Raw genomic sequence first — 25,341 nt, 5'->3', positions numbered from 1 at the left:
GTTTGGCATTCACTTCTTTCAAGCTGATTCACCGCTATCGCGAGCAAGCTTTGCTCCCACAGGGTTTCGCCCGATCCAATGTGGGAGCAAAGCTTGCTCGCGATGACGGCGGCACATCCCACACCTTTCCTATCTGCTTTACCTAAACCACAATGGCCAACAGAAACCGCTGACTGTCCACCCCAGGAATGACAATGAACCCCTTCGAAGAAATGCGTATCTTTGCCCAGGTCATGGAGTCGGGCAGTTTCACCGCAGCGGCGGACAAGCTGGGGCTGTCCAAACAGTTCGTCAGTCGCAAGCTGATGGAGTTGGAACAGCGCCTGGGCGTGCGCCTGCTCAATCGCTCGACCCGGCGGTTGGATGTCACGCCCCTGGGCCAGCGCTATTACGAAGCGGCGCTGCGCCTGCTCAATGAAGTCGAACAGGTGGAGCAGGGCATCAGCGGCCAGACCAGCGAGCCCCGCGGTACCATTCGCCTCAGCGCACCGCTGTCTTTCGCCGTGGCGCACCTGGGCAGCCTGCTGCCGCTGTTTCTGCAGCGCCATCCGGGCGTCAGCGTCGAGGTGGACCTGAGCGACCGCTCGGTGGATCTGCTGGGGGAGGGCTATGACCTGGCGCTGCGCATCGGCGTGCTGGAGGATTCAACGCTGATTGCCCGGCGCATCGCGACCATCGAGCGGGTGTACTGCGCCAGCCCCACTTACCTGGCGCAAAAAGGCACGCCTGCGCGGCCTGAAGACCTGCGCAATCACGACTGCTTGCCCTATGGTCACAGTCGCCAGGTGCAATGGCGTTTCGCGGGGACCGGCAAACCGTTGACCCTGGAGGTCACGGGACGTATGCGCGCCAATAACGGCGATTTGCTCAGGGACGCGGCCATCGCCGGCATGGGCATCACCTATCTGCCCGCTTTCATCCTCGGCGATGCCTTGAAGGATGGACGGCTGATCAAGGTCCTGGAAGGTTTCGAGACCGCACCGCTGGCGTTGTCGGCGGTGTATCCCCAGCATCGGCAAAGTGCACGCCCGGTGCAGGCGCTGGTGGAATTCTTGCGCGAACAAATGCAATAAAAGCGCCGCAACGCATTCAGCCGTCACATGACGGCTGAAGCATCCACGGCGCTTTGATCAGGCGGCGAGATTGGCGCTGCTCAGTTCTTTTTTGTACTGCGCTTTCATGGTCTCCATGTCAGCACCCAAGGCATCGAGTTTTGCCTTGCCCAGCAGTTTTTTCGCCTGGGGGAACATTTCCTTTTCTTCTTCCTCGATGTGGTGCTCAAGCAGTTCCTTGACCACTTTCACCCGCCCGGCGAATTCCGGCTGGGTCGGATCGGTGGTTTTCAGGTCCGGCAGCACCAGCGAATCGACAGTACGGTGTTCTTCCTTGGCTTCGTAATACATTTCGGCCTCGTCCTTGCCACCGGCCTGCTTGAAAGCCGGATAAAGAATTTCTTCTTCCAGGCGGGTGTGGATGGAAATTTCCATTTCCAGTTTTGCCAACAGGTCGGTGCGTTTTTTCACGGCGCGGTCGGTCGACTCGCTCAGTTGAGTCAGAATGGCTTTGACGCGTTCGTGGTCGGCTTTCAACAGATCAATGGCATTCATAGGTAGCTCCTCGGCAATACACGGAAGCGGGCAGGCTTGGAGACGCCTACGCCGCGTAAGAGCTGAATTGCATCAGCTGTGCCAGCCGAAGATCGATTTAAAACCCTTTAAAAACAATAAGTTGAAACGCAAGGAATTTCCGGCGTCGTGCAAGCTGCATGAGCGGGGGGCAAAACGCGTTGCACTTTGCGCTGGTGGCTAGGCATTTTCGATCCGTTGTCGGACCCGGCTGGCGATTGCCAGGCAGGACGTCAGCCCGGGCGATTCGATCCCGAGCAGGTTGATCAACCCTGGCACCCGGTGTTCGGCCTCGCTGCTGATGACAAAGTCGCGGGCCGGTTCGCCGGGCGCGGAGATCTTTGGGCGGATGCCGCTGTAGGCTGGTTGCAGGCTCTGGTTGGGCAGGCCCGGCCAATAATTGCGGATCGCCGGGTAAAACGCTTCGGCCCGGGCCGGATCCACTCGATAGTCCTCGCACTCGACCCATTCGGTGTCCGGGCCGAAACGCGCCTGGCCTGCTAAATCGAGCGTCATGTGGATGCCCAGGCCAGCAGCTTCCGGTGCGGGATAGACCAAATGGCGGAACGGTGCTCGCCCGGCGAGGCTGAAGTAGTTGCCCTTGCACAAAAAGTCCTCGGGTACCGATTGCATCTCCAGGCCTTCGATGCAGCGGGCGAGGGCCGGTGCCTGGAGGCCCGCGGCGTTGATCAGCAGGCGACAGGACAGGGTCATCTGCGCCGTGCCGCCCAATTCCAGCATGAACCCCCCAGTGATGACGCGAGCTCCCAGCAAAGGCGTGTGGAAGGCAATGTTCGCCCTGGCCGCTTCGGCGTCGCCCAGCAAGGCAAGCATCAGAGCGTGGGAATCGACGATACCGGTGGAAGGCGAATACAGCGCGGCGACACAGGCCAGGGCCGGTTCCAATGCCAGCGCCTGTTCTTGATCGAGCAGGCGCAGGTCATCCACGCCGTTCATCAAGCCCCGTTCAAGCAATGTTTCGAGTCCGGCCACCTGCGCCTGATCCGTGGCAACGATCAACTTGCCGAGCCGGCGGGTGGCGACGCCGTGGCTTTCACAATAGGCGTACAGCCGGTGCCGGCCTTCGACGCACAGCTGCGCCTTGAGACTGCCCGGCGGATAATAGATGCCTGCATGGATGACTTCGGAGTTGCGCGAGCTGATGCCCATGCCGATGGCTTCGGCGGCTTCGATCACCAGCACTTCATGACCGGCCTGGGCCATTTCCCGCGCCACGGCGAGCCCGACGACCCCCGCGCCTACGACGATGCACTCGATATCGACATTCAAGGTTGTTTCTCCTTCACGGCTCGGGTTCCTGAAAATCCATCATGCCCCAAACGCAAAAACGGCACCCCAAAGGTGCCGTTTCTGTTTTCTACGATCTACCGCTACACGATCAGCCCGTCAAGCCAGCCTGCTGAACCAGGGTCAGCAACGGCTGCGGGTACACACCGAGGAAGAATGCCAGTACGGCGATGGCCAGCAGCATCACGCCGCCTGCCTTTTGTTCCCAGTGCAACTCGGCGTCGTGACGACGCAGGTTCGGTTCCATCAGGTACAGGGTGACCATGACGCGCAGGTAGTAGAACACGCCGATGGCACTGCCCAGCACCAGGGAGCCGACCAGCCACCATTGGTGAGCTTCGACGCCGGTGGCGATGATGTAGAACTTGCCGATGAAGCCGGCGGTCAGCGGGATGCCGGCCAGGGACAGCATCATCACGGTCAGCACGGCGGTCAGGTACGGACGGCGCCAGAACAGGCCGCGGTATTCGTACAGGGCGTCGGCGTCGCGGCCGTTGTACGGCGAGGACATCAGGGTGATCACGCCAAAGGCGCCGAGGCTGGTGATCACGTAGGTGACCAGGTACACGCCGATGGCTTCCACGGCCAGGCCTTTGCTGGCGATCAGGGCGATCAGCAGGTAGCCGAAGTGGGCAATGGACGAGTAACCCAGCAGACGCTTGAGGTTGCTCTGGGTCAGTGCCAGCAGGTTACCGAACAGGATCGACGCGATGGCGATGATGGTCAGCACGTTGCTCAGCACACCGCTGCTGGCCACTGGCGAGATCTGGAACAGACGCACCATGACCGCGAACACCGCCACTTTCGAAGCGGTGGCCAGGAACGCCGCCACTGGCGCCGGGGCGCCTTCGTAGACGTCCGGGGTCCAGAGGTGGAACGGTACCAGCGACAGTTTGAACGCCAGGCCGATCAGCATCATGCCCAGGCCCAGTTGCGCGATCGGGCTAGGCAGGCCGGTAGCCGCCAGGGCCTGGCCGATGCCGACGAAGCTCAGGGTGCCGGCTTCGGCGTAGAGCAGGGCCATACCGAACAACAGGAACGCGGAACCGGCCGCCGACAGCACCATGTACTTGATGCCGGCTTCCAGGGAGCGCTTGTTGAAGAAGGCATAGGCCACCAGGCCGTAGACCGGTACCGACAGCAGTTCCAGGCCGATGAACAGGCTGGCCAGGTGCTGCGCGCTGACCAGGACCAGGCCACCGGCGGCGGCCATCAGGATCAGCAGGTACAGTTCTTCGCGGTTGCCCGGGTAACCCGAACCGCCATCGCCGAGGTAGGCGTGGGCGAGGGTGACACAGGCCAGGGTGGCGACCAGGATCAACGCCATGTAGAGGCAGGCGAAGCTGTCGATCTGTATCAGCGGGGTGACCGCCAGTGGCGCGACTTTCAGGGCCGGCAAGATCGACAGCAGGGCCAGGTTCAGCCCCGCCACCGACAGCAGGAAGGTCTGTGAGTGATTGCGCCGCCAGGCGATCGCCAGCATCACCACGATGATCGTGGCGCTGGTGATCAACAGCGGTGCAAGCGCGATAAAGTGTTGAATCGTGAATTCCATAGCGCTCTTACCGGGCCGAAGCGAGTTGAGAGAAGGCGGTGCCGAGCCACTGCTGCACGCCATGCATCGTGGCGGCAGAGGTGTCGAGGAACGGTTGCGGGAAAACGCCGAGGTAAACCAGCAGCACCGCAAGGCCGAGCACCATGATCAGTTCGCGACCGTCCATGCCACGCAGCACTTCGTCCGACTTGGTCGGGCCGAAGTAGGCACGGTGGATCATGATCAGCGAGTAGACCGAACCGAACACCAGGCCGGAAGTCGCAATGGCGGTGATCCATGGCGAACTGGCGAACGTGCCGATCAGGATCAGGAACTCGCCGACGAAGTTGCCAGTGCCTGGCAGGCCCAGGGAAGCGGCGGCGAAGAACAGGCTGATGGCCGGCAGGTAGGCGATGCGCGACCAGATGCCGCCCATCTCACGCATGTCCCGGGTGTGCAGGCGCTCGTACAACTGACCGCTGAGGATAAACAGCGCCGCCGCCGACAGGCCGTGAGCCAACATCTGGATCACCGCGCCTTGCAGGGCGAGCTGGCTGCCGGAGTAGATCCCGATCAGCACGAAGCCCATGTGCGAAACGCTGGAGAACGCGATCAGGCGCTTGATGTCGGTCTGGGCGAACGCCAGGAACGCACCGTAGAAAATCCCGATCAGGCCCAGGGTCATGGCGATCGGCGCGAACTCGGCCGACGCATTGGGGAACAGCGGCAGGGCAAAACGCAGCAGGCCGTAGGCCGCCGTCTTGAGCAAGATACCCGCCAGGTCCACGGAGCCTGCGGTCGGCGCCTGGGCGTGGGCGTCCGGCAGCCAGGAGTGGAACGGCACCACCGGCAGCTTCACCGCGAAGGCGATGAAGAAGCCGAGCATCAGCACGTACTCGGTGGTCTTGGACATCTGCACTTTCAACAGGTCGGCGTAGTTGAAGGTAATCACGCCGGTGTTGTTGAAGTTGACCAGCACCAGGCCAAGGATCGCCACCAACATGATCAGGCCGGAAGCCTGGGTGAAGATGAAGAACTTGGTCGCCGCGTAGATCCGGGTTTTCTTGCCGTCCGAAGAACTGTGACCCCAGAGCGCAATGAGGAAGTACATCGGCACCAGCATCATTTCCCAGAAGAAGAAGAACATGAACAGGTCCAGCGCCAGGAACACGCCGATGACGCCGCCCAGGATCCACATCAGGTTCAGGTGGAAGAAACCCACGTGACGCTGGATCTCTTTCCAGGAGCAGAGTACCGAGAGGATACCCAGCAGGCCGGTCAGCAGGATCATCAGCAGCGACAGGCCGTCGAGGGCCAGGTGCACGCTGATGCCGAAGCGCGCGATCCAGACGTGCTTGAATTCAAGCGCCCAGGTTGGATCGGCGCCAGGGGCCGGAGCAAATGAATAGTCGCCGGTCGCCCAGAGCCAGAGGCCGAGCGCGAGTTCCAGGGACATGGTCAGCAGCGCAATCCAGCGCGGGAGCGTGGAGCTGGAGCGCTCCGCGATCCAGCACAGCAGGCCGCCGATGAAGGGGATCAGGATTAGCCAGGGCAGAATCATGACGGGCTCGTTTCCTTTCGCAAGTTCGCAAGGTTCATATCAGACCGCTACCAGCACGATGGCGCCGATAACCAGCACGGCGCCAGCCGCCATGGAAGCCGCATACCAACGCAGTTGACCGGTCTCGGTACGGCTCAGGGCGGTGTGGCCGCCCTTGGCCATGCGCGGGATCAGGCCAATGGTCTGGTCGAGCGGGTCTTTGCGCAGAATGTGGCTGATCGCAAGGTATGGCTTGACGAACAGTTTGTCGTAGATCCAGTCGAAGCCCCAGGCGGCGAACCACCAGGCCGAAAGGAATCGCCCGATGCCGCTGTTGGCGATCGCCGTGACGAAACGACGCTTGCCCAGGAACAGCAGGGCGGCCAGCAGGATACCCGCCAGGGCGATGGCGCCCGAGGCGATTTCCAGGCTGTGCTTGGCTTCGCCGCCGGCATGGCCGACGCTTTGCGGCAGCACATCGGCCAGCGGCGGGGTGATCATGGCGCCGACGAAGGTCGACAGCACGATCAGCACCGACAGTGGCAGCCAGTGGGCAATGCCGTGGCCGGCATGGGCTTGGGTCTTGGCTTCACCATGGAACGCGATGAAGATCAGGCGGAAGGTGTACAGCGAGGTCATGAACGCACCCACCAGGCCGGCATAGAGCAGTGCCTGGTTACCGCTGGCGAACGCTTCCCAGAGGATCTCGTCCTTGGAGTAGAAACCGGCGGTGACCAGTGGCAGGGCCGCCAGGGCCGCGCCGCCGACGATGAAACTGGCGTAGGCCAACGGCAGTTTCTTCCACAGGCCGCCCATCTTGAAGATGTTCTGCTCGTGGTGGCAGGCAACGATCACCGCACCGGAAGCAAGGAACAGCAGCGCCTTGAAGAAGGCATGGGTCATCAGGTGGAAGATCGCGCCTTCCCAGGCACCGACGCCCAGGGCCAGGAACATGTAGCCGATCTGGCTCATGGTCGAGTAGGCGAGGATGCGCTTGATGTCGGTTTGCACCAGGGCGGCAAAACCGGCCAGTACCAGGGTTACGCCGCCGACGATGCCCACCAGGTGCAGGATGTCCGGCGCCAGGGCGAACAGGCCGTGGGTACGGGCGATCAGGTAGACGCCCGCGGTCACCATGGTCGCGGCGTGGATCAGTGCCGAAACCGGGGTAGGGCCGGCCATCGCGTCCGCCAACCAGGTTTGCAGCGGCAGTTGCGCGGATTTACCGACGGCGCCGCCCAGCAGCATCAGGGTCGCCAGGACGATCCAGAAGTCACCGACCTTGAAGTGCTCGGGTGCCTTGACCAGCAGTTCCTGGATGTTCAGCGTGCCCAGTTGCTGGAACAGGATGAACAGGCCGATGGCCATGAACACGTCGCCGATCCGGGTGACGATGAACGCCTTGAGTGCGGCATTCCCGTTGTTGCGGTTGCTGTAGTAGAAACCGATCAACAGGTACGAGCACAGGCCCACGCCTTCCCAGCCGAAGTACAGGAACAACAGGTTATCGCCGAGCACCAGGAACAACATGCTGGCGATGAACAGGTTGGTGTAGGCGAAGAAGCGCGAATAACCGGCTTCACCGCGCATGTACCAGGAGGCGAACAGGTGGATCAGGAAACCCACGCCGACCACCACGCCAAGCATGGTGATGGACAGGCCGTCCAGGTACAGGGCGAAGTTCGGCGTGAAGCCTTCAACGGCCATCCACTGCCACAGCACCTGCACGTACCTGCCACCTTCCGGTGGGGCGACGTTGAATTGCCAGATCACGTAGGCCGTGACGATGGCAGACAGGCCGATGGAACCCACGCCAACCAGCGCTGACAGGTTTTCCGACCAGCGTCCACGGGAGAACGACAGCAGCAGGAAACCGATGAGGGGGAATATGAAAGTCAGGAAGAGAAGGTTCATCCGCGCATCTCGCTGGCAGCGTCAATGTCGAGGGTGTGGAAGCGGCGATACAGCTGCAACAGGATCGCCAGGCCGATACTGGCCTCGGCGGCTGCCAGGCTGATCACCAGGATGAACATGATCTGTCCATCCGGCTGCGCCCAGCGAGCGCCCGCGACGATGAAGGCCAGGGCGGAGGCATTCATCATGACCTCCAGGCTCATCAGCACGAACAGAATGTTGCGGCGGACCATCAGGCCAACCAGACCGAGGCAGAACAGGATGCCGGCAACCGCCAGACCATGCTCGAGAGGGATAGCAGGCATGTGATTACTCCTTCGCCTCGTTACGGCCCAAATGGAACGCCGTGACGGCTGCGGCAAGCAGCAGCATCGAGGCGAGTTCGACCACCAGCAGGTACGGACCGAACAGGCTGATGCCCACGGCCTTGGCGTCTACGGTGGTGTGGCCGATGGCCTGGCCGCTCTGGTGAGCGAACAGCACATACAGCAGTTCACCCAGCAGCAGGGCGGACAGGATCACCGGTCCCGCCCAGATGCCGGGCTTGAGCCAGGAGCGTTCCTGCTGGACCGCGGCCGGGCCGAGGTTGAGCATCATCACCACGAACACGAACAGCACCATGATGGCGCCAGCGTAGGCGATCACTTCCAGGGCTCCGGCGAACGGCGCGCCGAGGGCGAAGAAGGTCATGGCCACGGCGATCAGCGAAATGATCAGGTAGAGCAGGGCGTGCACGGGGTTGGTGTTGGTGACCACACGAAGCGTGGACACCACCGCGATACCCGATGCGAAATAGAAAGCGAATTCCATCTTTCTTCCTTAAGGCAGCAAGCTCTTCACGTTGATCGGTTCGGCTTCGTTCTGCGCGGCGCCTTTTGGCTTACCGGCAATGGCCATACCTGCAACACGATAGAAGTTGTAATCAGGGTTTTTACCGGGACCGGAAATCAGCAGATCTTCTTTCTCGTACACCAGGTCCTGACGTTTGAACTCGGCCATTTCGAAATCCGGCGTGAGCTGGATCGCGGTGGTCGGGCAGGCTTCCTCGCAGAGGCCGCAGAAAATGCAGCGCGAGAAGTTGATACGGAAGAAGTCCGGGTACCAGCGACCGTCTTCGGTTTCAGCTTTCTGCAGCGAGATGCAACCCACCGGGCACGCCACGGCGCACAGGTTGCAGGCCACGCAGCGCTCTTCGCCGTCGGGGTCGCGGGTCAGGACGATGCGGCCACGATAGCGCGGTGCCAGGTAGACCGGCTCTTCCGGGTATTGCAGGGTGTCGCGCTTGCGAAAGCCATGGCCGAAGATCATGACCAGGCTTCGCAGTTGGGTACCGGTACCCTTAACGATGTCGCCAATATATTTGAACATGGGTCAAATCCTCACTGAACCGCGGCCGCAGGCGCGTTCATCAAAACGATCGCAGCGGTCACCAGCATGTTGATCAGGGTCAGCGGCAGGCAGAATTTCCAGCTGAAGTCCATCACCTGGTCGTAGCGTGGGCGCGGGATCGAGGCGCGCAGCAGGACGAACAGCATGATGAAGAACGCGGTCTTCAGGGCGAACCAGACGAAGGACAGTTGCGGCAGGATGCCGAACGGACCGTGCCAGCCACCGAAGAACAGCGTTACCAGCAGCGCCGAGATCAGGATGATGCCGATATATTCACCGACGAAGAACATGCCCCATTTCATGCCGGCATATTCAATGTGGTAACCGTCGGCCAGTTCCTGCTCCGCTTCCGGCTGGTCGAAGGGGTGACGGTGAGTCACGGCCACGCCAGCGATGAAGAAGGTACAGAAACCGAAGAACTGCGGAATGATGAACCACAGGTTCTGGGCCTGGTACTCGACGATGTCGCGCATGTTGAACGAGCCGGCCTGGATCACGATGCCCATGAGCGACAGGCCCATGAACACTTCGTAGGACACGGTCTGGGCCGAGGCCCGCAGGCTGCCCAGCAGGGCGAACTTGTTGTTGCTCGACCAGCCGGCGAACAGCACCGCATACACCGACAGGCCGGCCATGGCGAAGAAGAACAGCAGGCCGATGTTCAGGTCCGCCACGCCCCAGGTCGGGGTGATCGGGATGATCGCGAAGGCGATCAGCAAGGCGCTCATGGCCACCACCGGTGCCAGGGTGAAGATCACCTTGTCGGCAAACGGTGGCGTCCAGTCTTCCTTGAAGAACATCTTGATCATGTCGGCGGCGATCTGGAACATCCCGTACGGGCCGACGCGGTTCGGACCGTAGCGGTCCTGCCACCAGCCCAGCAGGCGACGTTCGACGAAGCTCAACAGTGCGCCTGCGACCACCACGGCCAGCAGGATCACGATGGCCTTGAGGACCGTCAGGATCACAGCGATCACTTCAGGGGTGAACCAGCTCATTGCGCTGCCTCCTGCAGACCGTCGACGGTTTTGCCGAAAATCGCTGGCGGGATGCCTGCCAGGCCAGCCGGCAGGGCCACCAGGCCGGCGCCCAGTTCTTCATTGATGCGCAGTGGCAGACGCAAGGTCTGGCCGGCCACGTTCAGGCTCAGCAGGGCTCCGTCGTTGACGCCCAGGCGGTCGGCTTCGGACTTGGCCAGCGACACGTAGGCGGCCGGGATGCGCTCCTGCACCGGTGCGGCCTTGGAAGAGTTCTCTTCGCTGCCGAACAGGTGATGGAACGGCACGACCTGCCAGGTGCCCGGTGCCGGGTTGAAGGCGCGTGGCACGCTGGCGAACCAGCTCAGGCCATCGCCCTGGCTTTCGATCAGGCGGGTGCCCGGGTCGCCGGCACGCAGGTGACCACCGACTTCGTCCTGGAACTTGTTCCAGGCTTGCGGCGAGTTCCAGCCCGGCGACCAGGCGAATGGCACCTGGGAACGCGGTTCGGTCGAGCCCGAGTAGCCTTCCATGGAGAACGAGAACGCGGTGTCGTTGTCCTGGGAGGTGCGCGGTTCGTGAACGCTGATGTCGGCGCGCATGGCGGTGCGACCGGAGTAGCGCAGCGGTTCGCGCGCCAGCTTCAGGCCTTTGATGCGGAACGAGGCCGACGGAGCGGCATCGACGATGCGCGCCAGTTGCGGGTTGCTCTCGGCGCAGGCAGCGGTCGCGTGGTCCAGTTGCGTCCAGTCCACCGGCTGGTCCAGCAGGGTCGAGCGCAGGGCATGCAGCCAGCGCCAGCCTTCATGAACCAGGATGCTGGCGTCCAGGTATTGCGGGTCGAAGACCTGGAAGAAGCGCTGGGCGCGACCTTCCTGGCTGACCAGCGTACCGTCGCCTTCGGCGAAGCTCGCCGCCGGCAGCACCAGGTGGGCGCGGTCGGTGGTGGCGGTTTTCTGATGGTCGGCGACGATCAGCACTTTCGCGGCGTTCAGGGCGGCGTCCACCCGGGCCTTGTCGGTGCGGGTATACAGGTCGTTTTCCAGCACCACGATGGCGTCGGCGCTGCCGTCGATCACCGCTTGCAGGGCGGCGTCTACCGATTCGCCACCGAGCATGGCCAGGCCGAGGCTGTTGGCTTCCGGGACGATCAGACTGATGGAACCGTTCTTCTCGCGCAGCTTCAAGGCCTTGGCGATGTTGGCCGCGGCTTCGATCAGCGCCTTGGAACCCAACGAGGTGCCGGCGATGATCAGTGGGCGCTTGGCCGCCAGCAGGGCGTCGGCGATGCGTTGGGCCAGGGCGGCCGCTTCGCTGTCCAGCCCGTCGACGGCCGGGGCGCTGGCGTCCAGGGCGTGGGCCACGGCGAAACCGATGCGGGCCAGGTCGTCAGGGGCGGCGTGGACGCATTCTTCGGCCACGTCGTCGAGCTTGGTTTCAGCCAGGCTGGCGATGAACAGCGGGTTCAGCGCGTGCTGGCCGATGTTCTTCACGGCGGCGTCGAGCCATGGCTGCACGCGCATGGCGTCGGCCATGTCTTCGGCCTTGCCCTTGACCGACTGGCGCAGGGCCAGGGCCATGCGGGCGGCAGTCTGGGTCAGGTCTTCGCCGAGGACGAACACCGCGTCGTGGTCTTCGATGTCGCGCATGTTCGGCACGGGCAGCGGGCTGTTCTTGAGCACTTGCAGCACCAGGCGGATGCGTTCCAGCTCACCGGCCTCGATGCCACTGTAGAAGTGCTCGGCGCCGACCAGTTCACGCAGCGCGTAGTTGCTTTCCAGGCTGGCCCGTGGCGAACCGATGCCGACGATGTTGCGACCGCGCAGCAGGTCGGCGGCCTTGTCCAGGGCTTGGTCCAGGCTCAGCTTGGCGCCGTTTGCCAGCAGCGGCTGGCGTGGACGATCCTTGCGGTTGACGTAGCCATAGCCGAAACGGCCACGGTCACACAGGAAGTACTGGTTCACCGAACCGTTGAAGCGGTTTTCGATACGACGCAGTTCACCGTAGCGCTCGCCCGGGGAAATGTTGCAACCGCTGGAGCAGCCATGGCAGATGCTCGGCGAGAACTGCATGTCCCACTTGCGGTTGTAACGCTCGGAGTGAGTCTTGTCGGTGAACACACCGGTCGGGCAGACCTCGGTGAGGTTGCCGGAGAACTCGCTTTCCAGGGTGCCGTCTTCAACGCGACCGAAGTACACGTTGTCGTGGGCGCCGAAAACACCCAGGTCGGTGCCGCCGGCGTAGTCCTTGTAGAAGCGCACGCAGCGATAGCAGGCGATGCAGCGGTTCATCTCGTGGGAGATGAACGGGCCGAGGTCCTGGTTCTGGTGGGTGCGCTTGGTGAAGCGATAACGGCGCTCGTTGTGGCCGGTCATCACCGTCATGTCTTGCAAGTGGCAGTGGCCGCCTTCCTCGCAGACCGGGCAGTCGTGAGGGTGGTTGGTCATCAGCCATTCGACGACGCTGGCGCGAAACACTTTCGCTTCTTCGTCGTCGATGGAGATCCAGCTGCCGTCGGTGGCGGGGGTCATGCAGGACATGACGATCCGACCACGCTTGTCGTTTTCGTCGGTGTACTGCTTGACTGCGCACTGGCGACAAGCGCCAACGCTGCCAAGGGCGGGGTGCCAGCAGAAATATGGAATGTCGAGGCCCAGCGACAGACATGCCTGTAACAGGTTGTCTGCGCCATCGACTTCGAGCTCTTTGCCGTCTACGTGGATAGTGGCCATGGTTCAAAGTTCTTCGTTGGCCCGGTGTCAGCGGGCGTGGCTAATGGAATCTTGTTATTCGTCCGAATCCAAACAGCCTTCAAAGGCGTCATCGGACGAAGGCGCAGGGCACGGACCCTTCGCCTTTCAAAGCGTCGTTACGCGCCGACCATGGTCGGCGTGACCACCTGATTGAGATCGCCCGCGCGGGTTGGCGCGATGCCGGCCTCGAATTCAGGGCGGAAGTATTTGATCGCGCTGCCCAACGGCTCCACGGCACCCGGTGCGTGAGCACAGAAGGTCTTGCCTGGGCCGAGGAAACCCACCAGACCCAGCAGGGTCTCGATGTCGCCGGCCTGGCCTTCGCCGTTTTCAAGGGCCCGCAGCAGCTTGACGCTCCACGGCAGGCCATCGCGGCAAGGGGTGCAGAAACCGCACGACTCACGGGAGAAGAACTCTTCCATGTTGCGCAGCAGCGACACCATGTTGACGCTGTCGTCCACCGCCATGGCCAGGCCGGTACCCATGCGGGTGCCGACCTTGGCGATGCCGCCGGCGTACATTTGGGCGTCCAGGTGTTCGGGCAACAGGAAACCGGTACCGGCGCCGCCAGGCTGCCAGCACTTGAGCGTGTAGCCGTCGCGCATGCCGCCGGCGTAGTCTTCGAACAGTTCGCGGCCGGTGACGCCGAACGGCAGTTCCCACAGGCCAGGGTTCTTGACCTTGCCGGAGAAGCCCATGAGCTTGGTGCCCATGTCTTCGCTGCCGTCGCGGGCCAGGGATTTGTACCAGTCCACGCCGTCGGCGATGATCGCCGGCACGTTGCACAGGGTCTCGACGTTGTTCACGCAGGTCGGCTTGCCCCACACGCCGACGGCGGCAGGGAAGGGCGGCTTGGAACGTGGGTTGGCGCGGCGGCCTTCCAGGGAGTTGATCAGCGCGGTTTCTTCACCGCAGATATAGCGTCCGGCACCGGTGTGGACGAACAGCTCGAAATCGAAGCCCGAGCCCAGGATGTTCTTGCCCAAGAGGCCTGCGGCCTTGGCTTCTTCCACGGCACGGTTCAGGTGCTTGGCGGCGGTGGTGTACTCGCCACGCAGGAAGATATAGCCACGGTAGGTTTTCAGCGCGCGGGCGCTGATCAGCATGCCTTCGATCAGCAGATGGGGCAGTTGCTCCATCAGCATGCGGTCCTTCCAGGTGTTGGGCTCCATTTCATCCGCGTTGCACAGCAGGTAGCGGATGTTGATGGATTCGTCCTTGGGCATCAGGCCCCACTTCACACCCGTGGGAAAGCCCGCGCCGCCGCGGCCCTTGAGGCCGGAGTCTTTCACGGTCTGGACGATGTCGTCGCCGGCCATGTCGGCGAACGCCTTGCGCGCGGCGGCATAACCGTTCTTGGCCTGGTACTCGTCCAGCCATACGGCTTCGCCGTCGTCACGCAGGCGCCAGGTCAGGGGATGGGTTTCGGCCGAACGCTGGATGCGGTTGGCGGGCCCGAAGGAAGTCAGGGTCATACGTAGCCCTCCAGCAGTTTGGCGACGCCGTCAGGCTGGACGTCACCGAAGGTGTCGTCGTCGATCATCAGCGCTGGCGCCTTGTCGCAGTTACCCAGGCAGCACACCGGCAGCAGGGTGAAGCGACCGTCGGCAGTGGTCTGGCCCAGGCCGATGCCCAGCTTGCTCTGGAGCTCGCCGACCACCGATTCGTGGCCGCCGATGTAGCAGACCATGCTGTCGCAGACACGAATGATGTGACGGCCCACTGGCTGGCGGAAAATCTGGCTGTAGAAGGTGGCCACGCCTTCGACGTCGCTGGCCGGGATGCCGAGGATCTCGCCGATGGCGTAGAGCGCGCCGTCAGGCACCCAGCCACGTTCCTTCTGGACGATCTTCAGGGCTTCGATCGACGCCGCGCGCGGGTCTTCGTAGTGATGCAGCTCGTGCTCGATGGCCGAGCGCTCGGTTTCGCTCAGGGCGAAACGGTCTGTCTGGATAAGCGTGCTATTCATGCTTAGCGGTCCACGTCGGCCATAACGAAATCGATACTACCCAGGTACGCGATCAAGTCCGCGACCATGCTGCCTTTGATCACTGATGGGATCTGCTGCAGGTGCGGGTAGCTTGGGGTGCGAATCCGGGTGCGGTAGCTCATGGTGCCGCCGTCGCTCGTCAGGTAATAACTGTTGATGCCCTTGGTCGCTTCGATCATCTGGAAGGACTCGTTGGCCGGCATGACCGGGCCCCACGAAACCTGCAGGAAGTGCGTGATCAGGGTCTCGATATGTTGCAGCGTGCGCTCTTTGGGCGGCGGCGTGGTCAGCGGGTGATCCGCCTTGTACGGGCCTTCCGGCATGTTGCGCATGCATTGGTCGATGATCTTGATGCTCTGGCGCATTTCCTCGACGCGAACCATGCAGCGGTCGTAGGCATCGCCATTGGCCGCCAGCGGGACTTCGAATTCGAAGTTTTCGTAGCCGGAGTAAGGGCGCGCCTTGCGCAGGTCGAAGTCGCAACCGGTGGAACGCAGGCCGGCACCGGTGACGCCCCATTCCAGGGCCTCTTTGGTGTTGTAGGCGGCGACCCCGACGGTACGACCCTTGAGGATGCTGTTCTGCAGGGCGGCCTTGGTGTATTCGTCCAGGCGCTTGGGCATCCACTCGACGAAGTCCTTGACCAGTTTTTCCCAGCCGCGCGGCAGGTCGTGGGCAACGCCACCGATGCGGTACCAGGCCGGGTGCAGGCGGAAACCGGTGATGGCTTCGATCACCGTGTAGGCCTTCTGGCGGTCGGTGAAGGTGAAGAACACCGGGGTCATGGCGCCGACGTCCTGGATGTAGGTACCCAGGAACAGCAGGTGGCTGGTGATGCGGAAGAACTCGGCCATCATGATGCGGATGACGTCGACCTTCTCCGGCACCTTGATCCCGGCCAGTTTCTCGACCGAAAGCACGTACGGCAGGTTGTTCATCACGCCGCCGAGGTAGTCGATGCGGTCGGTGTACGGGATGAAGCTGTGCCAGGACTGGCGCTCGGCCATTTTCTCGGCGCCACGGTGGTGGTAGCCGATGTCAGGCACGCAGTCGACGATCTCTTCGCCGTCCAACTGCAGGATGATGCGGAACGCACCGTGGGCCGAAGGGTGGTTCGGGCCGAGGTTGAGGAACATGTAGTCCTCGTTGGCGCCCGAACGTTTCATGCCCCAGTCTTCAGGCTTGAAGCGCGCGGCTTCTTCCTCGAGCTGTTGCTTGGCCAGGGACAGGCTGAACGGGTCAAACTCGGTGGCCCGGGCCGGGAAGTCCTTGCGCAGCGGGTGACCTTCCCAGGTCGGCGGCATCATGATGCGCGACAGGTGCGGGTGGCCGGGGAAATCGATCCCGAACATGTCCCACACTTCACGCTCGTACCAGTTGGCGTTCGGCCAGATGCCGGTCACGGTCGGCACGCTAAGGTCGCTCTCGGACAAGGCGACCTTGATCATTACGTCACTATTACGCTCGATCGACATCAAGTGATAGAACACGGTGAAGTCGACGCCGTTGGGCAGCCCTTGACGCTTGGTGCGCAGGCGCTCGTCCACGCCGTGCAGGTCATAGAGCATGACGTACGGCTTGGGCAGGTTGCGCAGGAAAGTCAGGACTTCGACGAGTTTGGCGCGGGCAACCCAAAGCACCGGCATGCCGGTGCGGGTCGGCTGGGCGGTGAACGCCTCGGGGCCAAAACGGTTGTTCAGTTCGACGACCACATCCTGGTCGTCTGCCTTGTAAGGCGGGATGTACAGAGCACTGCCTGTAGTCATGGTTATTTATCGCTTTCGGTCAACGTAAAGAATGAAGCCAGGTTCTCGTTTCTTATGCAGAGCAGAGCTGGATCAGACTTCGTCGGGGCTGCGCAGGTTGGTGACTGCGATACGCTGTTCGCGGCGCTGTTCCTTTTGCGATGGCATGTCGGCGCGATAGACGCCTTGATCGCCAACGACCCAGGACAGTGGGCGACGCTCCTGGCCAATCGACTCCTGCAACAGCATCAGGCCTTGCAGGAAAGCTTCAGGGCGAGGCGGGCAGCCGGGCACGTAGACGTCCACGGGCAGGAACTTGTCCACCCCTTGAACGACGGAGTAGATGTCGTACATGCCACCGGAGTTGGCGCACGAACCCATGGAGATAACCCACTTGGGCTCGAGCATTTGCTCGTAGAGACGCTGGATGATCGGCGCCATCTTGATGAAGCAGGTACCGGCGATAACCATGAAATCCGCCTGACGCGGCGATGCCCGGATCACCTCGGCGCCAAAGCGCGCGATGTCGTGGGGCGCCGTGAAGGCGGTGGTCATTTCCACGTAGCAGCACGAAAGGCCGAAGTTGTACGGCCACAGGGAGTTCTTGCGACCCCAGTTGACCGTGCTGTTCAGCACGTCTTCGAGCTTGCCCATGAAGATGTTTTTGTGGACTTGATCTTCTAACGGATCGGCGACGGTTTCCCGTTCGCCAATCGGATACTGCTCGTTAGGAGCATCGGGGTCGATCCTGGTGAGATTGTATTGCATTGCCAAAGCCTCATTGTTTCAGCTTCGCTTGCCGCTTGCGCCGAGCTTCCGGAGCCCAATCAAGCGCCCCCACTCGGTAAAGGTAGACAAGACCTGCCAACAGAATTGCTATGAAAACGAGAGCTTCGACGAATCCGGTCCAGCCGCTTTCGCGGACGGACACAGACCATGCAAAGAGAAAGAGGGCTTCGATATCGAAGATCACGAACAGCATCGCGACCAGATAGAATTTGGCTGAGAGCCGCAAGCGGGCGCCACCGGTAGGTAGCATGCCGGACTCGAACGGTTCGTTTTTGCTGCGGCCCCAGGCTTTTGACCCGAGCAGGCTCGATACCCCGAGCATGAAGGCACACAGGCCGACAACACCCAGAAGGAAAATGGCAAAGCCCCAGTTGTGGGCCATGAGTCCTGTCGCTTCGGGCATGCTGGAAATCCTTAACAGAGAGCAAAGGTCTCTGAGCTTGAAAAGAAATAACGCAGTGACGATATGTCGCAGCAATCAATCGCGGTGATTTTATGGCTAAACACCGGGCAAGTAAAATTCCTATAGCGAAATTATTTATTGGAATAAGGACATAGCACGCCTCCATGACCCCGCGGCCCAGGCCGGGCGGGCGTTGACCGTCTGTTCAGCAATAATATTTTGTGAGGAATGTAACAATGATAATGGCTTCCAAATGATAATTATTATTATCTGTGGCGACCTTTCTACCGCGCACTTAGTGTTGTGACTGAGAGACTGTCTTACATCGCCGCTACTGCAATTGTCAGCGCCGAACGTTTTACTCCTTTTCGGACTGCCCAATACTGCGTTCGATCAATTTTTCTACCCGTGCGCCGACGTTTTGTGGGGGAGGGGTTGGTGAAGGCTGGATCTGCGTGGGGGACTGCTCCTGTGGGAGCCAAGCTTGCCCGCGATGTCGGCAACGCGGTCCCGAGGCAGACGGCGTCATTGTCCATCGCGGGCATGCCTGGCTCCCACAGATGCAGGCTTGCTCTTACAGCGTAGGTTGCTTCAAAAAAAACGGGTGAAAAAACCCGGTCTTCAGATCGCTGTCGAGCAGTTGAGCCCGCGCAGGCACCGTGGGCATGGGGTCTGCGTGTTGGAGCGGCACCGCTTTGGTGCTTTAGGCTCGTTCTCTGCCGATTTTTGCTCGCTAGCCTCCCACCAATCTATACATCGTCAACTCCCTTGAAGAAATGATGCCAAATGGCTATCTTTGTGCTTTATTCATCTAATCATCTATATCAATATTTGATTAGGCTAACGCCCCTTCTTAGATAGCCACGTCAGTTTTCATTGTTCGCGGCTGATTACCTTAAGGAATGTCATGAACTCTCGGATCGCGAATATGAGCGTTATGCTCAAGCTGGCTTTGGGCTTTGCCGTTGTGCTGCTTCTGACCGCTATTCTCGCCGCGACCGGCTGGTTCAGCCTGGGAAAGATGATCGAGCGTACTGATCGCATGACGAGCATTACCGAACTCGGCGACCGTCTTGATCACCTACGCAGGGCTCGCTTGCAATACCAGTTGGACAAGGGAGATGAACAAAAGGGTGCATTGATCCAGGCGTCGCTGGAGCAGTTTGTTGCCCAGCAAAAAAGCCTCGCCAGCGAGTTGAAAAAACCTGAAAACCTGAAAAAGCTTGCGCTGATCGAGCAGGCCAGCACGCAGTATCAAGTGGCACTGAATACGATGCGCGAGGCTTATCGCAACGACGTGGCCATGCGCAAGGAGATGGGCGTCAATGCGGTCAAAGGCGCCGCGCTGATTGCCAAGGTCATCAGTGATGTAGAGGCAATGCCCGCCTCGGATGAGCGCCGCTTTGACCTTTATAGGGTCATCCTCAAGGCCAAGGAGGACTTGGCGCTGGTGCGTTATGAAGTGCGCGGCTATACCGGCAACCCCAACAGCGCCACCGAACAAGCCGCCGCCCGCCAGCTCGAAAATGCGCTCAAGAGCATCGAGGCCCTCAACAGCGCTTTCGGCCCGACCTATGCCGACACCATCAAGCAGCTGCAAACCGCGGTGATTGCTTATCGCCGTTCGGTGCAGGACTTCACTGCCAGCAATCAGGCCATTGGCAAGGCCGTGCAGGACACTGTCGATTTGGGTGGAACCATCACTCGCCTGTCTGACGAAATGTATGCCAGCCAACTGCTCTCCCGGGACGAAGACAGCGCCCAGGCTCGCATCCTGCAGCTGAGTTGTACTGCCCTGGCGATGTTGTTGGGGGTTTTTGCCGCCTTGATCATCACTCGCCAGATTACACGGCCGTTGCAGGACACATTGGCTGTGGTCGATCGCATTGCAGCGGGCGACCTTACGCAGCACCTGATCGTGACCCGTCGTGATGAGCTGGGTGTTTTGCAGCAGGGCATTCAGCGCATGGGTCTCACCTTGCGCGATCTGATCGGTGGCATCCGCGATGGCGTCACCCAAATCGCCAGTGCCGCCGAAGAGCTATCGGCTGTCACCGAGCAGACCAGTGCCGGGGTCAATAGCCAGAAGACCGAGACCGACCAGGTGGCAACTGCCATGCACGAAATGTCGGTCACCGTGCATGAAGTTGCGCGTAATGCTGAACAGGCTCGCGCAGCCGCATCAGAGGCCGATGCGCAAGCCCGTATGGGTGACCAAGTGGTCGCGCAAGCCATCGTTCAGATTGAGCGCTTGGCCGGCGAGGTCGGGCGCTCAGTCGAAGCCATGAACGAGCTGGAACAAGAAAGCGGGCGCATCGGCAAAATCATGGACGTGATCAGGGCGGTGGCTGAGCAGACCAACTTGCTGGCCCTTAACGCCGCCATTGAGGCCGCTCGCGCGGGTGACGCCGGGCGCGGTTTTGCCGTGGTCGCCGATGAAGTACGTGGGTTGGCCCAGCGTACCCAGCATTCCACCGAAGAGATTGAAAGCCTGGTAGCGGGCTTGCAGAACGGCACGCGCCAGGTATCGAGTATCATGCGAAACAGCCGCGAACTGACCGACAGCAGCGTGGAATTGGCAGGCCAGGCCGGCACCTCCCTGAGCAACATCACCCAGGCGGTTTCTGGCATTCAGGCAATGAATCAACAGATTGCCGCCGCCGCGGTGCAACAAAGCTCGGTGGCCGAGGAAATCAGCCGCAGTATCCTGAGCGTGCGCGATGTATCCGAACAGACCGCCTCAGCCAGCGAGGAAACCGCAGCCTCCAGCATCGAACTGGCGCGCCTGGGTAACCAGTTGCAGCAGTTGGTCAGTCACTTCAAGGTGTGAAAAACGAAGCGGTGAAAACCGGCAAAAAAAAGCCCCGAACCAGTCGGGGCGTCAGATCATCGGCTTTGCGGTTAGCTTTTACTCGGTCCGCAAGGGCCGTTTATGGCGTGTATCAGTGGAACTGTTCTTCTTCGGTGGAACCGGTCAGTGCGGTCACCGACGAAGTGCCACCCTGGATCACGGTGGTCATGTCGTCGAAGTAGCCGGTGCCCACTTCCTGCTGGTGAGCCACGAAGGTGTAGCCCTTGGCGGCGTCGGCGAACTCTTGCTCTTGCAGCTTTACGTAGGCGGTCATGTCGTTGCGGGCGTAGTCGTGCGCCAGGTTGAACATGCTGTGCCACATGTTGTGAATGCCGGCCAGGGTGATGAACTGGTGCTTGTAACCCATGGCGGACAATTCACGCTGGAACTTGGCGATGGTCGCGTCGTCCAGGTTTTTCTTCCAGTTGAAGGAAGGCGAGCAGTTGTACGACAGGATCTGGTCCGGGTATTCCTTCTTGATCGCTTCGGCGAAGCGACGAGCCTCGTCCAGGTCTGGCTTGGCGGTTTCGCACCAGATCAGGTCGGCGTATGGCGCATAGGCCAGGCCGCGGGCGATGGCTTGGTCGAGACCGGCGCGCACCTTGTAGAAGCCTTCCTGGGTGCGGGTACCGGTCACGAACGGCTGGTCGTACGGGTCGCAGTCGGAGGTCAGCAGGTCAGCGGCGTTGGCGTCGGTACGGGCCAGGATGATGGTCGGTACACCGGCAACGTCGGCCGCGAGGCGGGCAGCGGTCAGCTTCTGCACGGCTTCCTGGGTTGGAACCAGTACCTTGCCGCCCATGTGGCCGCATTTCTTCACCGAAGCCAATTGGTCTTCGAAGTGAACGCCGGCGGCGCCTGCCTCGATCATGCTCTTCATCAGCTCGTAGGCGTTCAGAACGCCGCCGAAACCGGCTTCAGCGTCAGCCACGATCGGCGCGAAGTAGTCGATGTAGCCTTCGTCGCCCGGGTTCTTGCCGGCTTTCCACTGGATCTGGTCGGCACGACGGAACGAGTTGTTGATGCGCTTGACCACGGTTGGAACCGAATCCACTGGGTACAGCGACTGGTCGGGGTACATCGACTCGGCGGAGTTATTGTCCGCGGCCACTTGCCAGCCCGACAGGTAGATCGCCTGGATGCCGGCCTTGACTTGCTGCACAGCCTGGCCGCCGGTCAGGGCGCCCATGCAGTTGACGAAATCTTTCTCGGGACGGAAGGCTGGCTTGGCGCCCTGGGTGACCAGGTTCCAGAGCTTGTCGGCGCCCATTTTCGCAAGGGTGTGCTCAGGTTGAACCGAGCCACGCAGACGGACGACGTCAGCAGCGGAATAATTGCGCTTCACGCCTTTCCAGCGCGGGTTTTCAGCCCAATCTTTTTCAAGGGCTGCAATTTGCTGTTCGCGTGTCAGTGCCATGGAGATAAACCTCGTCGCATAGGTCTTGGTGGAAAATTCCTGCTCCTGCCGACCAGGGGGCTGGCGTACAAGTCGGTTCAGGCGCGGCGGCGACGGGATGAACGATGGGCTCGAGGGGAAAGTGAGCAGGTAGGGGCGAACTGCGGGCGCATTCGGGCGTCGTGGGCCTTTAATACGAACTCAGAGTGATGCCGGGTTACCTAGTTACGCTTCCGTCCCTCGGGACAACTTCGTTCCAGTCGCAACCTCGTCAAACACACCTTGTGGGCGGTACAGACACGAATCGGCTCGCAGGGTAATTGCAAGCGTCGACCCGAAGGCCCTTGCCAGGGCCCCTGATTAGCGGGAGCGAGGCCATCATGCCTTTGGTTTTTTGGCTCGTCAAACGTTTTGTAGTGCTTTTTTCGTTGCACTACATCTTTGGTCTAATACGACTCATCAGTCAGTTTTTGATGCTTCAGTTCAGCGTGTCGACCTTGACCCGCAAAATCATGTCGTCGCGGCCCTGGGTCGAGTAGCTGCGGCTCAGGCCCTGTTTGTCGGCCTGAGTCTGGCGATTGACGCCGGCCAGGGTGATCCATTCGCCCAGGCGGCCGCTGACGGTTGTGTCGGTACTCTGAACGTTCACTACATCGGGACGTTCCTGGCTCATGCGGTCACGGTTGGTACTGATGCTGAGATGAACGGTCTCGCCGGTGACGCTCGCCGTGACATAAAAACCTTGGGTGACGTTGCGGTATTCGGTCTGGCTTTGCAGGCGGCCATAATTGTCGGTCTGGCTGCTGGTGAAGGGCACGCTCTGGCCAACCTGGATCAGCGCCGGCTGGCCTTCGCTGGCTTGCACCTGCTGCACGCCGCCGTCACGGCTGGCGGTGCTGCGGTTGATGATGCGGGTCTGGCTGGGCGCGGCGCCGTTGATGGAGTAGCCCTGGTCGCCCTGCAGGTTGTTTTCGTTGGTGTCGACCGTGATCAGCAGGCGCTTGGGCGCGGTGTCCAATTGGGCCAGGAACTGCCGAAGTTCTTCGATCTTGCCGGGCTCGGCGTTGACGATCAGTTGGTTGCCGTAGGCGCTGACCTGGCCGTCCTTGCCGATGAAGTTCTGTGCCACCGGCAGCAGGTCGGCGCTGGTGCGGTAGTTCAGCGGCACGATTTGCGTATCGGCCATCACCGACAGGCTGCAGCCGAGCAGCAGGGTGGCGAGCAGGGTGCGTAAGGACATGTCCATTTCTCCGCGAGACAAAGGCTTGATATTGCCAGTTTGTCGGCCTGGGGTGGTGCAAGTTGAATGTTAGACGGCAAAACGCCCCGGCATCGGTGGATGGCGGGGCGTTTTGTGGTGTTGCAGGATGCTTTTGTGGCGAGGGGATTTATCCCCGCTGGGCTGCGAAGCAGCCCCAAACAGCCGCCACGGTGGTAGCGTCAGATTCATTGGGGTTGCTGCGCAACCCAGCGGGGATAAATCCCCTCGCCACAGAGGTTCAGAGCGAATGCCGCACCATGTCCACATGAGGAATCCCGGCTTCCAGGAACTCCTCACTGACCACCGCAAACCCCAGCCGCTCATAGAACGGCGTGGCGTGCACCTGGGCGCTGAGCATCTGTTGCTGGAGCCCGCGTTTCTCGGCTTCGGCGATCACGGCGTGCATCAGCGCATCGCCCACCTTCAGGCCACGCCAGTCCTTGAGGACCGAGACACGGCCGATATGGCCGTCGGTCAACAGGCGGGCGGTGCCGATGGGAAAGTCGCCTTCAAACGCCAGAAAATGCACCGCGCTCTGGTCATCGGCATCCCATTCCAGCTCAGGTGGAACGGACTGCTCGGCAATGAACACGGTCTCACGAATGCGCCGGATCTCGGCGATATCCTTTTGCCAGTCTGCGACACGAACGTGAATTTTATTCATCGGCGAACCCCAGGCTGCCTTGCTTGACCAGCTCGCAGACCAGGCCGCGACCGTCTTCGTCGGCCAACCACGGACCGAGGTTCTCGATGTGCAGGGCGTCGGCGGCGCAGATCATTTTCAGCAGCTCGCGCAGCTTGCCTGGCAGGTAGCGGCTCTGGCCGCTGGCGAACAGCAGCAGGTCGTCATCGACTTCCGACCAGGCCAGGCGCGCGCTCGGGTTGCGAATGATCACGGCGCCTTGTTCCAGGCTGGCCAGCAGGTCGTCTTCTTCCAGCTCCGGGCCCACCACCAGTTCCGGGTAGCGCGGCTCGGTCATGAACTGGCCGAACCAGGTCAACAGCAGGCGCTCGTCGCTCATGTGCTCGGCCAGCAAGCCCTTGAGGCGGTCGAGGGCGTCCTGCTGGATCTGGTGCGGGTCGGCGACAGGGCGTGCGTCGGCGTCGGTGTAGCGTTCTTCGTCCGGCAGGAACTGGCTGAGGAAGTCGGTGAAGTGGGTCAGCACCTCAGCGGCGCTCGGCGCACGGAAGCCCACCGAGTAGGTCATGCAGTCGTCCACAGCCACGCCGCAGTGCGCCAGGCGCGGCGGCAGGTAGAGCATGTCGCCCGGTTCCAGGGTCCACTCGTCGGTGGCTTCGAATTCGGCGAGGATGCGCAGGTCGGCGTGCTGCAGCAGCGGGCTTTCGGAGTCGCACATCTGGCCGATTTTCCAGTTGCGCTGGCCGTGGCCCTGCAGCAGGAACACGTCATAGTTATCGAAATGCGGACCCACGCTGCCACCCGGGGCGGCGAAGCTGATCATCACGTCGTCGATGCGCCAGCTCGGCAGGAAGCGGAAGTGCTCCAGCAGCTCGCTGACTTCCGGTACGAACTGATCGACCGCCTGAACCAGCAGGGTCCACTCGCGCTCCGGCAGCTTGCTGAATTCGTCTTCGGCGAACGGGCCGCGACGCAATTCCCAGGGGCGCTCGCCGTGCTCGATCACCAGGCGCGATTCGACTTCTTCTTCCAGGGCCAGGCCGGCCAGTTCGTCGGCATCGATCGGGTTCTGGAAGTCAGGAATCGCCTGACGGATCAGCAGGGGTTTTTTCTGCCAGTAGTCGCGCAGGAATTCCCGTGCCGTGATGCCGCCCAGGAGTTGCAGAGGAATATCAGGATTCATGTGTAACCTATTGAAAAAATATACTTTTCAGACGCGAATAAAA

The 25,341-nt window shown here is 61.4% G+C and carries 21 protein-coding genes and 1 pseudogene; 3 read left to right on the top strand and 19 right to left on the bottom strand.

Features of this window, described 5'->3' with window-relative positions:
- The first annotated feature begins 194 nt into the window (after window positions 1–194).
- A complete protein-coding gene (locus GFU70_RS17620) occupies window positions 195–1,073 on the top strand; it encodes a LysR family transcriptional regulator (protein WP_058546143.1) in 879 nt (292 codons plus the stop codon).
- A 57-nt stretch (window positions 1,074–1,130) separates the two neighbouring features.
- On the opposite strand, the gene GFU70_RS17615 is transcribed toward GFU70_RS17620, so the two are convergent.
- From GFU70_RS17615 to GFU70_RS17545, 15 genes are all read right to left on the bottom strand, one after another.
- Complete coding sequence (locus GFU70_RS17615) at window positions 1,131–1,607, bottom strand: hemerythrin domain-containing protein (protein WP_058546144.1); 477 nt, start codon at window positions 1,605–1,607, stop codon at window positions 1,131–1,133.
- A gap of 198 nt (window positions 1,608–1,805) precedes the next feature.
- Window positions 1,806–2,915: an NAD(P)/FAD-dependent oxidoreductase gene (locus tag GFU70_RS17610; protein WP_153388508.1), complete on the bottom strand. Its 1,110-nt coding sequence runs from the start codon at window positions 2,913–2,915 to the stop codon at window positions 1,806–1,808.
- 109 nt (window positions 2,916–3,024) lie between these two features.
- Window positions 3,025–4,488, bottom strand: coding sequence for an NADH-quinone oxidoreductase subunit NuoN (nuoN, locus tag GFU70_RS17605; RefSeq protein WP_003203388.1), 1,464 nt, complete (start codon window positions 4,486–4,488; stop codon window positions 3,025–3,027).
- A 7-nt stretch (window positions 4,489–4,495) separates the two neighbouring features.
- The gene (nuoM, locus tag GFU70_RS17600) at window positions 4,496–6,028 is read right to left on the bottom strand and encodes an NADH-quinone oxidoreductase subunit M (protein WP_058546146.1); all 1,533 of its coding nucleotides are present in this window, start codon (window positions 6,026–6,028) and stop codon (window positions 4,496–4,498) included.
- Between the two features lie 39 nt (window positions 6,029–6,067).
- Window positions 6,068–7,921, bottom strand: a complete 1,854-nt coding sequence (gene nuoL / locus GFU70_RS17595) for an NADH-quinone oxidoreductase subunit L (RefSeq protein WP_153388507.1) — start codon at window positions 7,919–7,921, stop codon at window positions 6,068–6,070.
- Window positions 7,918–8,226: an NADH-quinone oxidoreductase subunit NuoK gene (gene nuoK / locus GFU70_RS17590; protein ID WP_003180046.1), complete on the bottom strand. Its 309-nt coding sequence runs from the start codon at window positions 8,224–8,226 to the stop codon at window positions 7,918–7,920. The genes nuoL and nuoK overlap by 4 nt, the downstream gene beginning before the upstream one ends.
- A gap of 4 nt (window positions 8,227–8,230) precedes the next feature.
- Complete coding sequence (gene nuoJ / locus GFU70_RS17585; RefSeq protein ID WP_003203382.1) at window positions 8,231–8,731, bottom strand: NADH-quinone oxidoreductase subunit J; 501 nt, start codon at window positions 8,729–8,731, stop codon at window positions 8,231–8,233.
- Between the two features lie 9 nt (window positions 8,732–8,740).
- Window positions 8,741–9,289 carry an NADH-quinone oxidoreductase subunit NuoI gene (gene nuoI, locus GFU70_RS17580; RefSeq protein WP_003180051.1) on the bottom strand — a complete coding sequence of 183 codons (549 nt, stop codon included), beginning with the start codon at window positions 9,287–9,289 and terminating at the stop codon, window positions 8,741–8,743.
- A gap of 11 nt (window positions 9,290–9,300) precedes the next feature.
- Window positions 9,301–10,308, bottom strand: coding sequence for an NADH-quinone oxidoreductase subunit NuoH (gene nuoH / locus GFU70_RS17575; protein WP_058546148.1), 1,008 nt, complete (start codon window positions 10,306–10,308; stop codon window positions 9,301–9,303).
- Entirely contained in the window at window positions 10,305–13,019 is a 2,715-nt protein-coding gene (gene nuoG / locus GFU70_RS17570; protein ID WP_058546149.1) for an NADH-quinone oxidoreductase subunit NuoG, read from the bottom strand. The genes nuoH and nuoG overlap by 4 nt, the downstream gene beginning before the upstream one ends.
- Before the next feature lie 137 nt (window positions 13,020–13,156).
- Complete coding sequence (nuoF, locus tag GFU70_RS17565; protein ID WP_058546150.1) at window positions 13,157–14,515, bottom strand: NADH-quinone oxidoreductase subunit NuoF; 1,359 nt, start codon at window positions 14,513–14,515, stop codon at window positions 13,157–13,159.
- Entirely contained in the window at window positions 14,512–15,009 is a 498-nt protein-coding gene (gene nuoE / locus GFU70_RS17560; RefSeq protein WP_053123206.1) for an NADH-quinone oxidoreductase subunit NuoE, read from the bottom strand. Before nuoE ends, nuoF begins: the two co-directional genes overlap by 4 nt.
- Before the next feature lie 2 nt (window positions 15,010–15,011).
- Window positions 15,012–16,796 (bottom strand): NADH-quinone oxidoreductase subunit C/D, encoded by a 1,785-nt coding sequence (nuoC, locus tag GFU70_RS17555; RefSeq protein WP_153388506.1) that lies wholly within the window; start codon window positions 16,794–16,796, stop codon window positions 15,012–15,014.
- 72 nt (window positions 16,797–16,868) lie between these two features.
- Entirely contained in the window at window positions 16,869–17,543 is a 675-nt protein-coding gene (locus tag GFU70_RS17550) for a NuoB/complex I 20 kDa subunit family protein (protein ID WP_013693708.1), read from the bottom strand.
- A 10-nt stretch (window positions 17,544–17,553) separates the two neighbouring features.
- Complete coding sequence (locus GFU70_RS17545; protein ID WP_030141323.1) at window positions 17,554–17,967, bottom strand: NADH-quinone oxidoreductase subunit A; 414 nt, start codon at window positions 17,965–17,967, stop codon at window positions 17,554–17,556.
- Between the two features lie 907 nt (window positions 17,968–18,874).
- Between GFU70_RS17545 and GFU70_RS29140 the strand changes: the two are divergent.
- Both GFU70_RS29140 and GFU70_RS29135 read left to right on the top strand, forming a co-directional pair.
- Window positions 18,875–19,891, top strand: a pseudogene (locus GFU70_RS29140) (methyl-accepting chemotaxis protein); the annotation flags it as partial.
- Window positions 19,892–19,933: 42 nt separating this feature from the next.
- Window positions 19,934–20,797 (top strand): methyl-accepting chemotaxis protein, encoded by an 864-nt coding sequence (locus GFU70_RS29135; protein ID WP_413468869.1) that lies wholly within the window; start codon window positions 19,934–19,936, stop codon window positions 20,795–20,797.
- Window positions 20,798–20,909: 112 nt separating this feature from the next.
- Here GFU70_RS29135 and aceA read toward each other — a convergent pair whose 3' ends face one another.
- The 4 genes from aceA to GFU70_RS17520 all read right to left on the bottom strand — a co-directional run bounded on the left by aceA (window position 20,910) and on the right by GFU70_RS17520 (window position 25,298).
- Window positions 20,910–22,235 (bottom strand): isocitrate lyase, encoded by a 1,326-nt coding sequence (gene aceA / locus GFU70_RS17535; RefSeq protein WP_003203364.1) that lies wholly within the window; start codon window positions 22,233–22,235, stop codon window positions 20,910–20,912.
- 457 nt (window positions 22,236–22,692) lie between these two features.
- Window positions 22,693–23,454, bottom strand: coding sequence for a secretin N-terminal domain-containing protein (locus GFU70_RS17530; RefSeq protein WP_153388504.1), 762 nt, complete (start codon window positions 23,452–23,454; stop codon window positions 22,693–22,695).
- A gap of 259 nt (window positions 23,455–23,713) precedes the next feature.
- Window positions 23,714–24,139 (bottom strand): GNAT family N-acetyltransferase, encoded by a 426-nt coding sequence (locus GFU70_RS17525; RefSeq protein ID WP_153388503.1) that lies wholly within the window; start codon window positions 24,137–24,139, stop codon window positions 23,714–23,716.
- Window positions 24,132–25,298, bottom strand: coding sequence for a cupin domain-containing protein (locus GFU70_RS17520; RefSeq protein WP_153388502.1), 1,167 nt, complete (start codon window positions 25,296–25,298; stop codon window positions 24,132–24,134). The genes GFU70_RS17525 and GFU70_RS17520 overlap by 8 nt, the downstream gene beginning before the upstream one ends.
- Window positions 25,299–25,341: the final 43 nt, after the last annotated feature.

It is taken from the genome of Pseudomonas brassicacearum (assembly GCF_009601685.2).
Classification (GTDB): Bacteria; Pseudomonadota; Gammaproteobacteria; order Pseudomonadales; family Pseudomonadaceae; genus Aquipseudomonas; species Aquipseudomonas kilonensis_B.
The sequence above is the reverse complement of the archived record's forward strand: the minus strand, read 5'-3'. Positions and strand labels throughout refer to the sequence as shown.

Excerpts from the sequence above, each read along its gene's own strand:
- GFU70_RS17615 (WP_058546144.1), bottom strand. The coding sequence starts at position 1,607 with ATGAATGCCATTGATCTGTTGAAAGCCGACCACGAACGCGTCAAAGCC.
- GFU70_RS17620 (WP_058546143.1), top strand. The coding sequence starts at position 195 with ATGAACCCCTTCGAAGAAATGCGTATCTTTGCCCAGGTCATGGAGTCG.
- nuoG (WP_058546149.1), bottom strand. The coding sequence starts at position 13,019 with ATGGCCACTATCCACGTAGACGGCAAAGAGCTCGAAGTCGATGGCGCA.
- GFU70_RS17530 (WP_153388504.1), bottom strand. The coding sequence starts at position 23,454 with ATGTCCTTACGCACCCTGCTCGCCACCCTGCTGCTCGGCTGCAGCCTG.
- GFU70_RS17550 (WP_013693708.1), bottom strand. The coding sequence starts at position 17,543 with ATGCAATACAATCTCACCAGGATCGACCCCGATGCTCCTAACGAGCAG.
- nuoN (WP_003203388.1), bottom strand. The coding sequence starts at position 4,488 with ATGGAATTCACGATTCAACACTTTATCGCGCTTGCACCGCTGTTGATC.
- nuoM (WP_058546146.1), bottom strand. The coding sequence starts at position 6,028 with ATGATTCTGCCCTGGCTAATCCTGATCCCCTTCATCGGCGGCCTGCTG.
- nuoK (WP_003180046.1), bottom strand. The coding sequence starts at position 8,226 with ATGCCTGCTATCCCTCTCGAGCATGGTCTGGCGGTTGCCGGCATCCTG.
- GFU70_RS17525 (WP_153388503.1), bottom strand. The coding sequence starts at position 24,139 with ATGAATAAAATTCACGTTCGTGTCGCAGACTGGCAAAAGGATATCGCC.
- GFU70_RS17545 (WP_030141323.1), bottom strand. The coding sequence starts at position 17,967 with ATGCCCGAAGCGACAGGACTCATGGCCCACAACTGGGGCTTTGCCATT.
- nuoI (WP_003180051.1), bottom strand. The coding sequence starts at position 9,289 with ATGTTCAAATATATTGGCGACATCGTTAAGGGTACCGGTACCCAACTG.
- GFU70_RS29135 (WP_413468869.1), top strand. The coding sequence starts at position 19,934 with ATGGGTCTCACCTTGCGCGATCTGATCGGTGGCATCCGCGATGGCGTC.
- nuoC (WP_153388506.1), bottom strand. The coding sequence starts at position 16,796 with ATGACTACAGGCAGTGCTCTGTACATCCCGCCTTACAAGGCAGACGAC.
- GFU70_RS17520 (WP_153388502.1), bottom strand. The coding sequence starts at position 25,298 with ATGAATCCTGATATTCCTCTGCAACTCCTGGGCGGCATCACGGCACGG.
- aceA (WP_003203364.1), bottom strand. The coding sequence starts at position 22,235 with ATGGCACTGACACGCGAACAGCAAATTGCAGCCCTTGAAAAAGATTGG.
- nuoJ (WP_003203382.1), bottom strand. The coding sequence starts at position 8,731 with ATGGAATTCGCTTTCTATTTCGCATCGGGTATCGCGGTGGTGTCCACG.
- nuoL (WP_153388507.1), bottom strand. The coding sequence starts at position 7,921 with ATGAACCTTCTCTTCCTGACTTTCATATTCCCCCTCATCGGTTTCCTG.
- nuoF (WP_058546150.1), bottom strand. The coding sequence starts at position 14,515 with ATGACCCTGACTTCCTTCGGGCCCGCCAACCGCATCCAGCGTTCGGCC.
- nuoE (WP_053123206.1), bottom strand. The coding sequence starts at position 15,009 with ATGAATAGCACGCTTATCCAGACAGACCGTTTCGCCCTGAGCGAAACC.
- nuoH (WP_058546148.1), bottom strand. The coding sequence starts at position 10,308 with ATGAGCTGGTTCACCCCTGAAGTGATCGCTGTGATCCTGACGGTCCTC.